The organism is Sphingomonas sp. FUKUSWIS1 (assembly GCF_000733135.1).
Classification (GTDB): Bacteria; Pseudomonadota; Alphaproteobacteria; order Sphingomonadales; family Sphingomonadaceae; genus Sphingomonas; species Sphingomonas aerolata.
Genome location: NZ_JPJC01000049.1, coordinates 1 through 13,054, shown reverse-complemented (window position 1 = coordinate 13,054; position 13,054 = coordinate 1). Strand labels below are relative to the sequence as shown.

At 67.2% G+C, this 13,054-nt stretch carries 13 protein-coding genes; 4 read left to right on the top strand and 9 right to left on the bottom strand.

Annotation, left to right across the window (positions count from 1 at the left end; all coding sequences use genetic code 11):
* On the top strand, positions 1–1,787 hold a 1,787-nt coding region (locus sphsw_RS04295; RefSeq protein ID WP_031439533.1), incomplete at its 5' end, for a glycoside hydrolase family 9 protein.
* A 19-nt stretch (positions 1,788–1,806) separates the two neighbouring features.
* Here sphsw_RS04295 and sphsw_RS04290 read toward each other — a convergent pair.
* The 5 genes from sphsw_RS04290 to sphsw_RS19645 all read right to left on the bottom strand — a co-directional run bounded on the left by sphsw_RS04290 (position 1,807) and on the right by sphsw_RS19645 (position 6,122).
* Positions 1,807–2,874 carry a 5-(carboxyamino)imidazole ribonucleotide synthase gene (locus sphsw_RS04290; RefSeq protein ID WP_031439532.1) on the bottom strand — a complete coding sequence of 356 codons (1,068 nt, stop codon included), beginning with the start codon at positions 2,872–2,874 and terminating at the stop codon, positions 1,807–1,809.
* An 11-nt stretch (positions 2,875–2,885) separates the two neighbouring features.
* Entirely contained in the window at positions 2,886–3,341 is a 456-nt protein-coding gene (gene purE / locus sphsw_RS04285; protein WP_031395074.1) for a 5-(carboxyamino)imidazole ribonucleotide mutase, read from the bottom strand.
* 240 nt (positions 3,342–3,581) lie between these two features.
* Positions 3,582–4,268: a 2,3-diphosphoglycerate-dependent phosphoglycerate mutase gene (gene gpmA, locus sphsw_RS04280; protein ID WP_031439531.1), complete on the bottom strand. Its 687-nt coding sequence runs from the start codon at positions 4,266–4,268 to the stop codon at positions 3,582–3,584.
* A 91-nt stretch (positions 4,269–4,359) separates the two neighbouring features.
* Entirely contained in the window at positions 4,360–5,496 is a 1,137-nt protein-coding gene (locus sphsw_RS04275; protein ID WP_031439530.1) for a M14 family metallopeptidase, read from the bottom strand.
* 11 nt (positions 5,497–5,507) lie between these two features.
* The gene (locus tag sphsw_RS19645; RefSeq protein WP_031395071.1) at positions 5,508–6,122 is read right to left on the bottom strand and encodes a hypothetical protein; all 615 of its coding nucleotides are present in this window, start codon (positions 6,120–6,122) and stop codon (positions 5,508–5,510) included.
* 157 nt (positions 6,123–6,279) lie between these two features.
* Between sphsw_RS19645 and ykgO the strand changes: the two genes are divergently transcribed.
* The 3 genes from ykgO to sphsw_RS04255 all read left to right on the top strand — a co-directional run bounded on the left by ykgO (position 6,280) and on the right by sphsw_RS04255 (position 8,028).
* Positions 6,280–6,405, top strand: coding sequence for a type B 50S ribosomal protein L36 (gene ykgO, locus sphsw_RS04265; RefSeq protein ID WP_003046794.1), 126 nt, complete (start codon positions 6,280–6,282; stop codon positions 6,403–6,405).
* 4 nt (positions 6,406–6,409) lie between these two features.
* Positions 6,410–7,045 (top strand): HAD family hydrolase, encoded by a 636-nt coding sequence (locus sphsw_RS04260; RefSeq protein WP_031439529.1) that lies wholly within the window; start codon positions 6,410–6,412, stop codon positions 7,043–7,045.
* A gap of 287 nt (positions 7,046–7,332) precedes the next feature.
* Positions 7,333–8,028 carry a murein L,D-transpeptidase catalytic domain family protein gene (locus sphsw_RS04255; RefSeq protein ID WP_031439528.1) on the top strand — a complete coding sequence of 232 codons (696 nt, stop codon included), beginning with the start codon at positions 7,333–7,335 and terminating at the stop codon, positions 8,026–8,028.
* Here the strand turns inward: sphsw_RS04255 and sphsw_RS04250 are convergent.
* From sphsw_RS04250 to sphsw_RS04235, 4 genes are all read right to left on the bottom strand, one after another.
* Complete coding sequence (locus sphsw_RS04250; RefSeq protein WP_031439527.1) at positions 8,025–9,107, bottom strand: glycosyltransferase family 2 protein; 1,083 nt, start codon at positions 9,105–9,107, stop codon at positions 8,025–8,027. The genes sphsw_RS04255 and sphsw_RS04250 overlap by 4 nt on opposite strands.
* Positions 9,108–9,205: 98 nt before the next feature.
* Entirely contained in the window at positions 9,206–11,026 is a 1,821-nt protein-coding gene (locus sphsw_RS04245; protein WP_031439526.1) for a DUF885 domain-containing protein, read from the bottom strand.
* Between the two features lie 80 nt (positions 11,027–11,106).
* A complete protein-coding gene (locus sphsw_RS04240; RefSeq protein ID WP_031439525.1) occupies positions 11,107–11,406 on the bottom strand; it encodes a hypothetical protein in 300 nt (99 codons plus the stop codon).
* A gap of 17 nt (positions 11,407–11,423) precedes the next feature.
* Positions 11,424–13,054 (bottom strand): M16 family metallopeptidase (locus sphsw_RS04235; protein WP_042466554.1); only part of this gene is annotated, 1,631 nt, incomplete at its 5' end.

Genomic DNA, 13,054 nt, shown 5'->3' with positions numbered 1-13,054 from the left:
CGCTCCTGCCTGCCGGGCGGATCGGGACCGTGCTCGAATGGGAGGTTCAGCCGAACAGCGTCCCGGGCTGGCTGCGCGCGCCCGTGATCGCGCATTCGCAGCTCGGCTATGCCCCCGGCGCACGCAAGGTCGCGACAATCGAGCTCGACCGCAACGATCGCACGACGGCACCGGCGCGCCTGCTGCGGGTCGGCGCCGATGGCAGCACGACAACGGTCAAGACCGCACCGGCGACCCGCTGGGGCGATTATTTGCGCTACAGCTATCACCAGCTCGATTTCAGCGACGTCCGCCAGCCCGGCCTCTACATGCTCGAATATGGCGCGACGCGCACCGCGCCGTTCCGCATCGCGGACGACGTCTATGCGGGCGCATGGCATCCGACGCTCGACGTTTACTTCCCCGTCGCAATGGATCACATGTACGTGAACGAGGGCTATCGCGTCTGGCATGGCGACGCGCACCGTGACGATGCGCGTCAGGCGCCGCTGAACCACGAACATATCGATCTCTACGCGCAGGGGCCGACCACCGACACCAAGTACAAGCCGGGGGAGCATATCCCCGGTCTCGCGGTCGGCGGCTGGTTCGACGCGGGCGATTTCGACATCCGCACCCAGTCGCAATATCAGGTCGTCCGGTCGCTGGTCGACACCTGGGAGAAATGGCGCCCGACGCGCGACACGACCGCGGTCGATTGGACCCGTCGCCGGACGGAGATCCACGTCCCCGACGGCACGCCCGATCTGCTCCAGCAGATCCGCCACGGCACGCTGCAGCTGGTTGCCCAGTTCGATGCGGTCGGTCATGCCATCCACGGCATCGTCGAGCCCGACGTCGCGCAATATACGCATCTCGGCGACGCATCGACCAAGACCGACGGACTGATCCACGATCCGGCGCTGAAGCTCGGCGAGGAACGCGGTGGCCGCAGCGGGACGCCCGACGATCGCTGGGCCTTCACGACCAAGGCTTCGGCGCTCAACTATGGCTCGATCGCCGCGCTTGCCGCCGCATCGCGCTCACTTGGCGAGGCCGATCCGGCGCTGGCCAGGACGGCGCTGGGGATCGCGACGCGCATCTGGGCGGAAGAGCAGACGCATGCCCCCGACCTGTACCAGCATGGCAACACCACCGGTGGCCCGCTCGACTCGGAGCGGTTCGCCGCCGCCGTCGAATTGCTGCGCACGACCCGCGACCCGCGCTATGCCACCGCGGTCCAAGCGTTATGGCCGGCGATGGAGCGGCGCTTCGCGTTCAACCTGCGCGACGCCGTCGCCGCGATCCCGCTCATGCCGCAAAGCTATCGCGAGGGCATGATCCCCGCGGTCCGCGCCTATGCGGCCGCGACGGTCAAAGCGGCCGCAGCAAACCCGTTCGGCGTGCCGATCACGACGGGCGGCTGGGCCGGAAGCGGCACGGTGATCGCCGGTGCGCTGAACGCCTATGCGCTGCACAAGGCGTTTCCGGACATCATGCCCGCCGATCCGGTGTTCCGCGGTGCGGAGTTCCTGCTGGGGCATCACCCCGGTTCGGACATCTCGTTCGTGTCGGGCGTCGGGACACGATCCAAGGAGGTCGCCTACGGCAACAACCGCGCCGACTTCTCGTTCATCGCCGGCGGCGTGGTGCCGGGTGTCCTGATCGTGAAACCCGATTTCCCCGAAAATCACGAGGACTGGCCGTTCTTCTGGGGCGAAAACGAATATGTCATCCCCGAAGGCGCGATGTGGATCGAACTGGCGCACGCAATGCAGGATCTTGCGGGCAAGCCCCCGGCGAAGTGACGCGCAGCGGGTGCCGCGCCTAGCGCCGCACCCGCGTGACGTGACCCATCTTACGGCCGGGCCGCGCCGTCCCCTTGCCGTAGAGGTGCAGATGCGCGCCCGGTTCGGCGAGCAGATCCCGCCAGCGATCCACGTCACTGCCGATCAGGTTCTCCATCGTCGCCTCGCGCCCGGTCAGCGTCGGCGCGCCGAGCGGCAAACCGCAGATCGCGCGGATATGATTCTCGAACTGCGAGCATTCGGCGCCCTCGATCGTCCAGTGCCCCGAATTGTGCACGCGCGGCGCCATCTCGTTGAACACCGGGCCGTCCGCGCCGACAAAGAACTCGCAGGCCAGCACGCCGACATAGTCGAGCTCGGTCGCGATCCGCTCGGCGAGCGCCGCCGCCTCGTCCGCCTGCGCCAGCACGGCGGCGGGCGCGGGCACGGTAGAGTGCCGCAGGATCGCATCGCGGTGGAGGTTGAGCGGCGGAGCGTAGCGGACGATGCTGCCATCCAGCCCGCGCGCGATCAGGATCGAGAATTCATGCTCGAACGGCACGAACGCCTCGAGCACCGCGGGTCCGCCGATCGCATCCCAGGCGTCCTGTGCACCCTCGGGCGCGTCGATCTTCACCTGCCCCTTGCCGTCATAGCCGAACCGCGCGGTCTTGAGCACGGCGGGCGTCCCGACGCGCGCCAGCCCCTCGCGCAGGCTCGCGAGGCTGTCGACCGCCGCCCATTTCGCGGGCCGGCCACCGACGCTCTCGACGAAGCGCTTCTCGCCGATCCGCTCCTGTGCGACCCGCAAGGCGCGCGGGCTCGGATGCACGGGGACGCGATCGGCGAGCCATTCGACCGGCTCGACTGCGATATTCTCGAATTCGTAGGTCACCACGTCGCAGGCGTCGGCGAAGTCAGCGAGCACGATCCGGTTGTGATAATCGGCGCGCGTCATCGTCGAGGCGGACTGCGCGGCGACGCTTTCCTGGTCGGGGGCGAGCACATGCGTGTGATAGCCGAGCTGCGCCGCGGCGGTGGCAAGCATCCGGCCGAGCTGTCCGCCACCGAGAATGCCGATGGTCGATCCGGGGGGAAGCGGCGTCATGTCGGCGTCTTTCAGGCTGGGTCGGTGGCGACGGAATCGGTCTGCGCGGCGCGCCAGGCTTTCAGCCGCTCGGCCAGCGCGTCGTCGGCGGTCGCGAGGATCGCCGCGGCGAGCAGCCCCGCGTTGATCGCGCCGGGCTTGCCGATCGCCAGCGTGCCCACCGGGATGCCGCCGGGCATCTGGACGATCGACAGCAGGCTATCCATGCCCTTCAGCGCCTTGGATTCGACCGGCACGCCGAGCACTGGCAGGTGCGTCATCGCGGCCGCCATGCCGGGCAGATGCGCTGCGCCGCCCGCGCCGGCGATCACGACCTTCAGGCCCCGATCGGCGGCGGTCGTCGCATAGTCGTAGAGCCGCTGCGGGGTCCGATGCGCGGACACGACCCTGGTCTCGTACGCGACACCGAGCGCATCGAGCGTCTCGGCGGTGTGGCGCATCGTCTCCCAGTCGGAGGTGCTGCCCATGATGATGCCGACTAGAGCCAATTTCGCCCCCCGCTTCAGGAAGCGCCGTGCCTAGCGACGCGGGGGGACGAGGGCAACGCTGTTGGTGGCATCGTACGGATCGACCGGCAAACGCGATTGCCACCATTTCCGACCGCACCTCCCCGGCGGAGGCCGGGGTCTGGGGGATGCCGTTAACGAAGCACGGCGCCTCGTCACTGCTACTTTTCCAACTGGGCCCCGGCCTTCGAGAAGAAAGGCTTACCGCTCGCTTAGATAGTAACGATCGGTCGCATTTAGGTTCGCGTCCAGATCGTACACGATCGGCTGACCCGTCGGGATCTCGAGGCTCGTGATCTCGTCGTCCGGGATGTTCGACAGGTGCTTGACCAGCGCGCGCAGCGAATTGCCGTGTGCCGAGATCAGGACGCGCTGCCCGTCCTTGAGCGCCGGCGCGATCCGGGCGTCCCAATAGGGCAGCACGCGATCGATCGTGTCCTTCAGGCTTTCGGCCTTCGGAATCGCGATGCCGTCATACCGGCGGTCCCTGGACAGGTCGAACTCGCTGCCATCTTCGAGCGGGGGCGGCGGCACGTCGAAGCTGCGGCGCCAGATATGGACCTGCGCGTCGCCATGCTTGGCCGCGGTCTCGGCCTTGTCGAGCCCGGTGAGCCCGCCATAATGCCGCTCGTTCAGCCGCCAGTCCTTCTCGACCGGCAGCCACAGCCGCCCCATCGCCTCGAGCGCGATGTTCAGCGTCTTGATCGCACGCGTCTGCAGGCTGACGAAGGTCTGGTCGAAATCGAGACCCTTGGCCGCCATCAGCTCGCCTGCCGCCTTGGCCTCGGCCTCGCCCTTGGCGGTCATGTCGACGTCCCACCAGCCGGTGAAACGGTTTTCGAGGTTCCAGCTGGACTGGCCGTGGCGGATCAGGACGAGTTTGGGCATGCGGGCTCCTGCAATGGCGAGGGACGAAATGGAAATGCGGCGATCGCCCCCTAACCGTCATCCTGACGAAAGTCAGGCTGACGGTTAGGGATCAGATCGCGTCGATTACATCCGCGAGCGTCTCGAGCATCGCGTGCGCGAGCTGCTTCGACCGCTCCGGCGACCAGCCATATTCGGCATCGGGATTCGCGTCGTGATCCTTGAACGGCATCTCGAGCGTCATCGATACCGCGCCGAAGCGCTCGGCAAGCTGGTTGGTCGACATCGACAGGTTGGCGGTGCCCGGCGCGGACTTGGGATAGCCCTTCTCGGTCTGGAAGTCGGGCGTGTGCGCCGCGAGACGGCGGCCATAATCGTAGAATTTCTCGCCATGCGCATCGGTCCAGGACGGGATGCCCTCATAGCCCGCGATGAAGTTCGCCGGGATCGCCTCGTCGCCATGAATGTCCATCGCTATGTCGACGCCGGTCACGTCCATCGCGTTGCGGACGCACAGGACCTCGGGGCTCTTTTCCGCGCTCGGCGTCGCCCATTCGCGGTTGAGGTTCACCCCGGCCGCATTGGTGCGCAGATGCCCGCGATACGTGCCGTCGGGGTTCATGTTTGGCACGACGTGGAACGTCGCCTTTTCCAGCAGCGTCGCGGTCACCGGGTCGGCCGAATCGGTCAGCCGCTCCAGCGCGCCTTCCATCCACCATTCGGTCATCGATTCGCCGGGATGCTGGCGGCCATAGATCCAGACCTGCTTGGGCCCGGTGCCGATCGTGAAGGCATCGATCGCTTGGCCGTCGAGCGACTGACCGAGCTCGCGGTGCGTGACGCCCGGCAGCAGGGCGGTCCGCGCGACCAGCGCCGCATGCATCTCCATCGTGTACGGCGCGAAATAGGCGAACCAAGCGAGGTCGGTCTCGGCGGTGAAGTCGAATTCGAGCACGCCATCGGCGTAGCGCGTTTCGATCATCCGCCACGCCTGCCGATCGGTGCTCGCCCGCGCCTTGTAGCCGGGCCAGCCGAACGGATAGGCCGAACGACCGGCATTCAGGATCCGGTAGGTCAGCGTCCGGCCCGCCGCCCCCGCCACGCGGAAGTAGAACCACTGGAAATAGTCGGAGTCGCGGTCCTTGACGATTTCCAGGTCGATCCGGTCGCCATCGACCCGCACGAGGCGGATATTGCCGCCATCGAAGGCGGCATTGATGGCGAGAGGCGTGGTGGCGGCGGCGGTCATCGGGCGATCGTTCATTTCACCTGGATAGTGCGACCGGACTCGCCGGGGAACCCCGCGAACAGCGCGCTGGCGAGCTTTTCGGCCTGGATCTGGCTCGTCGCATCGGGCTTCCTTGCGTCGGCGAAGGTCTGCGCGCGCCCCTCCCAGACCGGCGACTGGTCGAGCGACCGCTTGATCGTCACCGCCATCTCGGTGACCAGGATCGCGTCGCGGCCGCCCCCACCAATTGGGAAGCCGACCCCGCCGCCAAGCCCCACACCGCCGCCGCCCCGGCCGCCGCTGAAGCCACCGCCGCCGATCCCGACGCTGAACGGCGACCGCTTGGGCGGCCCTGCCTGCGTGGTGCGCGTAAAGGCGACGGTCGCGATCAGCATCGGCTTGGCACCCGGCGCGGGCGGGTTGTACCCGACCTTGATCAGCTGGCCCTGCACGGCGGCGGCATAGCTCTTGAACTCGAGGCTTGCAGGCGCGCCCGCGGTCAGCGGCTGGACCGCGATCGTGCCGCGGTCGAGCGGCTCGCCGAGGTGATAGCGCAAGACCTCGGTCGGCGGCAGCGACGGACCGGTCGCGCAGGCCGTGAGGGATGCGCCCGCCAGCGCGAGAACCATGATCGAACGAACCGCCATCGGGACTTCCTTAGAATGTTGCGCTACAGTAACGCTTGGACCAGCCGGGAGGGTTCCCGGCCGGAACGAGTGCGTCTGTTGCTTGACTTGGACACACCCCGCCATTAGGCGATCTCGTCTTTCCGCACACCTAGATTTGAAAAGAAGCGAATCGATCATGAAGATCCGCAATTCCCTGAAGTCGCTCAAGGATCGTCACCGCGATAACCGCGTGATCCGTCGTCGTGGCCGTACCTACGTCATCAACAAGACCAACCGTCGCTTCAAGGCACGCCAGGGCTAAACCCCTGAAGACCAGCGTCATTTTTGACGTCGGTCGTGTCCTGTACGATTGGGATCCCCGGATCCTGTACGAGCGCCTGATCGATGACGATCGGGCGCTCGACGCGTTCCTGCGCGATGTCGTCACGATCGATTGGCATTTCCAGCATGATGCTGGCCGCGACTTCGCCGACACCTCGGCGGAGCTTGCGGCGTTGCATCCGCAGCATGCCGATCTGATCGCCGTCTGGGGCCCGCGCTTCAACGAGAGTATCGGCCCGGCGATTGCGGGGATGCACGAGCTCGTCCGCGATCTCGACGCCGCCGACGTACCGCTGTTCGCGATCACCAATTTCAGCCACGAATTCTGGCCGCCGTTTCGCGCCCGCGAATCGGCGATGTTCGACCGCTTCCGCGACATCGTCGTGTCGGGCGACGAGAAGATCGTGAAGCCCGACCCCGCCATCTATCGGCTCGCGCTCGATCGATTCGGCGTGCGTGCGGACGAGACGGTGTTCGTCGACGACAATCCGGCCAATATCGCCGCCGCACGCGCGCTAGAGATCGAATCGGTGCTCTTCACCGATGCCGCCAGCTTCCGCTCGCGACTCATCGAGCTTGGCCTGCCGATTGCCGCTACGGGCGAAACGCCCCCGCGCTGAACCGTGCGCGCACGACGATGCGCGCCCGTACTTCCAATAGAAACGCCCGAAGACCGCGCATCGGATGTGCCGCGTCAGGACCGATCGTGTCGCCTGATATGGCAACCCACTCCGACGCCGCTGGCCAGCCGGAGAGTCACCTCGCCGCGCACGCGCCTACGACGAACCGCCTCCTTCCCGGGGCGGACAGAAGGAACATCACGACAACTGGTGGAAATGGTTGAGGAATGTTCATCATTTCTACGCTATAGAGAGGGTCACGGGATTGGGGTTTTTCGGGAATTTCGATGTACGATGAACAGGGCGCACGGCGAGATCGTCGTGCCATTCTAAAGAACGGTCTAGTATTGGCCGGTGCACTTGCAGTTCCGAGTGCGGTATCTGCAACACAACGTCTTACGGCACGCGATTTGAAGCCGATGACTCAGCCACCATTGCCGCGTTCGCCGGCGATGCCGATTTCGTCGTCGCGCGTCGTGCGCCCCGAATTGCTGCGCCAGGCGATGGCCGCGCTGGGTCGCAACGGCAGCCGGATCCCGCATCACGACCGGATCGCGATCGCCGATTTCACCGCCTCGTCGTCGCAGCCGCGGTTCCACTTCGTCGACCTCGCCAGCGGCCGCAGCACGTCGCTGCTCGTGTCGCACGGCAGCGGCTCGGACCCCGCGCATACCGGCTATCTCGAGCGCTTCTCGAACGCGTTCGGCTCGAATGCGTCGTCGGAAGGCGCCTTCGTGACCGACGATTATTATGTCGGCAAACATGGTCGGTCGCAGCGGCTGATCGGGCTCGATCGCACCAACAACAACGCACTCGGTCGGGCGATCGTCGTCCATTCGGCCTGGTATGCGAACAAGGACATGATCGCGTCGCACGGCATGCTCGGCCGCAGCCAAGGCTGCTTCGCGGTCGGCGAGAAGGACCTAGACCAGGTGTTTGCACGCCTCGGCCAGGGCCGTATGATCTTCGCCGCGAAGGTCTAAGGCGCACACGCCGGTTGGCGCATCGCGCGGCGTACGCCGCCGATCGCCCCGGACCATAGCAGCGCGGGCAGCCCGGCATAGCCAAGCCCGAGATGCGCCGGCCGTGCGGCAAGCAGGTCGGCGACCCCGAGCGTCCCCGCACGCAGGCCGGCCCGCCCGACACCGCGCCAGCGCCGCGCGGTTTCCCACCGGATCAGCCGGCGATCCTCCCCCGAACAGCGATGCCGTGCGAGAAACTCGGCCTGGATCACCCCCAGTGCGCTGCCCAGCGCCGTCAACGCAGCACGATCGCGCACCGCGCGCCGTGCCAGGATGTGCGCCACGATCAGCGCTGCGATCCGGTCCACCCGTTCACCGAACAGATCCGCATGCCGCTCGGCCAGAATCGCCGCGGCCACGGTCTCCATCCGCTCGGTGAACCGCTTCGAGACCCCGCCCGCGTGCACCCGGTACACCATCAGCGGCTCGTCGAGGCGTCCGATCGCGCCGAACCGGCCGATCCGCTGATACAGGTCGAAATCCTCCGCATAGAGCCGCTCGGGCCGCATGAACGGATCGAGCCGCCGCGCCGCGTCGCCGCGAATCATGACCGATGACCAGATCAGCGGGTTCTCGATTCCCGTCAGCCAGTCGATGAGCATGGGCGTGGTGATCGCGGCATGGTCGGACGGCCTGATCACGCCGTCGACGAGCAGGTCCGCCGCCGTCCCGAGCAGCACGGTCGCCGGGTTCGCCTCCAGATACGCGACCTGGCGGGCGAAGCGGTCGGGGCGACACAGATCATCGGCATCGAGTGCGGCGATATAGCGGCCCCGCGCTGCAGCGACCCCGGCGTTGCGCGCCAGCACGGGGCCGCCATTGACCGGCATCGCCACCAGCTTGACGCGCGGATCGGACCAGCCCGCAACGCAGGCGCGGGTCGCGTCGGTCGAGCAGTCGTCGACGACGATCACCTCGAAATCGATGAAAGACTGCGCGGCGAGGCTGTCGAGCGTGGCGGGCAACAAGGCTGCGCCATTATACACCGGCATGACGACGCTGATGACCGGATCGGGCCTTGGGCGGACGGCACGCGTCATCGAGGGGGAGCACTCGGCATCCCCCTCCCCTTGCACGGTCAGGCTTTAACGGGCGATTACGTAGAGTTACGCGGCCCGCCGCTCAGCGCGCCCTTCGCTCAGCCCTTCGCGATCCAGGCATCGCCGATCTCGCGCAGCATATCGAGCGGTACGCGACCATAAGCGAGCACCGCCGCATGATAGGCCTTGAGGTCGAACGCCGTGCCCACCTTCGCCTTGGCGCGTTCGCGGATATCAACGAACACCGAATGGCCAAGCTTGTAGCTCGCCGCCTGGCCCGGGTTGACGCAATAGCGCTCGACCTCGCGCGTCGCGAAGCCCTCCGCCTCGCCTTCCGCGTCGATGAAATGGCGGATCGCCTGTTCGCGGATCCAGCGCAGGTGATGGATGCCGGTATCGACGACGCAGCGGTTCGCGCGGAACAGCTGGAATTTCAGATAGCCGAGCCGCCCGAGCGGATCGTCGTCATACATACCGATCTCGTCCGCAAGCTGTTCGGCATAGAGCGCCCAGCCCTCGCCATAGCCCGAAAAGCTCGTCATCTTGCGGATCAGCGGCAGCCGCGTGTTCGACAGCGCAAGCCCGCTCTCCATCTGATGCCCCGGCAGTCCCTCATGATAGACCGTCGTCGCGAGGCAGAATTTGGGCCAGTCGGCGCTGTCCTTCAGGTTGAAATAGACCAGCCCCGGCCGCGAGCCGTCGATCGCCGGTGGTTGTGCGAACGCCGCGGCGGCACCGGCTTCGGTCTGCGCAGGCACGCGCCGCACCTCGAACCCGTAAGGCGGCATCCGCTCGAACACGCTAGGCAATTTCGCGCGGATCGCCGCCAGCCGGTCGTTGCAATAGGCGATCGCCTCGCGCTTGCCCGCATCGGTGTTGGGATAGAGCTGGTCGGGATTCTTGTAGAGCGCGGCCATCCGCGCGCCGATGCTGCCCTTGCTGTACCCCTGTTTGCGCAACAGCGTGTCGAGCTGCGCCGACAGCATCTTCGCCTGGTCGAGCCCGAACCTGTGCACCTCGTCGGGTGACAAATTGGTCGTCGTCGTTGCGTGCAACGCGGCGGGATAGAAGGCGGCGCCCTCCTTCAGCTTCCACACGCCGGCGTCATGCGTGGCCGTCCGGCGGAGGTCGCGGGTCGCCGCAATCTGCCGGTCGAGAGCGGGCAGCACCGCCGCGTCATAAATCCGCGCGGCATCGCGGCCATAGCTTTCGCCCAGCCCCTTGGCCGCCGCGCGCCGGACGAGACTCTGCACGACCAGCGCCTCGCTTGCGGGCTGGCGCGTCTTGGTCATCTGGTCGAGCGCGAGGTCGAGGATGAAGTCGGGGGCGACAACGCCGACGCCCGCGTCATGCCGCATGCGCGCGGTGTTCGCGTCGATCTGTCCAGCAAACGCCTGGAGCCGCTGCAGATAGGCGTCGGCGTCGCCCTTCGTCTCGATCCGGTGCTTGGTGTCGAGGAAATCGGGCACCGACTGATACGCACCCGACAGCTGCGACACGACATAGGGGCTGGGGCCATAGGACGTGCCGCCGAAATCGAACGCCTGCACCGCCGCCGCCGACCGCCGCGTATAGATCACGCAGTCGAGGTCGATCCGCTCCGCCGGCGACAGCCCGGCGCGGTCGATCGCTGCAAGCTGCGCCAGCTCGGCCCTGGTCTGTGCCTTCGCCGCGGCGATCCCCGCCGCCGACGGATCCGACAGCTTCGCGCGCAGATCGGCATTGGCGCCGGTGTCGAGCCCGAGCGAGGTCGCACTCTCGGGACTGCGCCGCAACTGCGCCTGGACGAGCTGGTCGAACAGTCGCGACAGCGGCGTCGCGGGCGCCTCGGCCGCCTGCGCGAGCGCCGGTACCAGCGACGCCGCGCCGCCCAGCATCGTGCCGGCGAGCACCGCACGGCGATGGATCTTCAAGCTCATCCCACTCTCCGAAATGCAAACGGCCCGCCTTCCACCGGGAAGACGGGCCGTTCTTCGTCACGTCATGACGCCAGAGGCGATCAAGCGGTGCGCGTTCCCGACAGCGGGAAGCTGCCGAAGGCGCCTGCACCGACGGTGCCGGTCATCGTGTCGCCATCGACGGTCGCCTTGCAGTCGAGCGTCATCGGCATCGGCACGGTCATCGCCTGCTTCCAGCTCAGCGTGTCGCCATCGACCTCGCCGGTCACATCCATGCCGCCCATCGCACCCGACACCGCGCCCGAAAAGCTGGTGTCCGCGCTGTTCACAGTCAGCGTCATCTTCTGATCGCCCAGCGGCGATTTCACGACGCAATCCCAGCTGCCATCGACATTTGCCATGCTATTCTCTCCTTCGATTACTTGGCCTTGGCCGCAAGCGGCGTCACCGGAACCACCGGCAGCCCCGCGACCGAAGCCGCGCTCACGACCTCGACCGGCAACCCCAGGCTGTCAAGCTGCGGCTTGACCGTCTTGGCATCGCCGACGACCACCCAGGTGAATTTCTTCACGTCGATCACTCCCGCGATCGCGGTGTTCAGCTGCGGCAAGGTCAGCGCGCCGTAGCGTCGCGTGATCGTCGCGTAATAATCGTCGGGGCGCTTCAACAAATCATTCTGCTGCATTGCGCCGAGCACCGCGACCGACGTCTCGAAGCTGCCGGGCAACGCGCGAATCCCGCCGTCGATCGCCAGCCCGAATTCGGTCTGGGTCATCGGCTTGGTCGTCACGAACTGCGTCACGTCCTGTTGCAGCGCGGTGATCGACGGGCCGGTCTTGTCCGCCTGCACCCCGGCCGAAATGCCATAGGGCGCATCGAACGCGGCCGTCTGGAACCGCCCGCCCGCGCCATAGGACCAGTGCTTCTCCTCGCGCAGGTCCATGTTGATCCGGCTGAGGAAGCTGCCACCCAGCGCATCGTTCGCGGTGTTGAACACGAGCATGTCGTCGCTGCCCTTCAACCCGGTCCGCTGGCCCGCGAGAATCAGCGACTGCGGGCTGTTCGGCCGGTCGACCAGCACGATCTTGGGCGTCAGCGGGGTACGCGTCGTCGGGAAGCTCTTGACCCCCGCCGGCCCCTGCGCCGTCCAGTCGCCGAACCCGCGGTCGAGCACCGCCCTGACCTCGGCGAGCGGGCGGTCGCTGACGACGAAGATCTTCGCCTTGTCGGGGCGCAGCCACGCCTGCTGGAACGCGACCAGGTCGGCGCGCGTCAGCGCGGCGACCGCCTTTGGATCACCACCACCCTGTGCCTTGCCGTAAGGGGTGTCGCCGTTGATCAGCTTGCCGATCACGCGGTTGCCCAGCCCTTGAGGGCTGGTCAGTTCCTGCTGGATGCCGGCCAGCTGCTGGTTGCGGACCCGGCCGACCTCCTCGTCCGCGAAGGCCGGATTGCGGGCGATATCCGCGAACAGCGCGACCGCGGGCGTCAGGTTTGCGCTCGGCACGCTCATCGACAGCGTCGTCCGGTCGAGCGAGGTGCCCGTCCCGATCGACGCGCCCAGCCGCTCGCGCGCCTCGGCCAGCGCGATCCCGTCGAGCGTCCGCGTCCCCTCGTCCATCACGCTCAGCGTCAGCTGCTGCGTGCCGAGCTTGTCCGCGACATCGGCGGCATAGCCCGCGTCGAAGCTCAGCACCGCCTGCGTGATCGGCACCGCATCGCGACGCGCATAGATGAGCTCGATTCCGTTCGACAGCCGCGCGCGCTCGACCGCAGGGAAGGCAAGCCCGGTCAGCGTGCCGACCGCGGGGATACCGCCGGCGCGCGTGCCTTTGACCGGCGTCTCGGCAGCGGGCTTCACCGCGACCGCGGGCGGCACGACCGCCTCCTCATATTTGTCGCGCTCGCCGTCGACCACGGTCAGCGTATAGGCGGGGCGCGTCAGCCAGCGCGTCGCGGCGGCCTTGACGCTCGCCGGCGTCTGCGCCGCGATCGCCGCCAGCTCCTTCTTGTAGTGGCCCGGGTCGTTCGCATAAAGCGCGCCGCCCG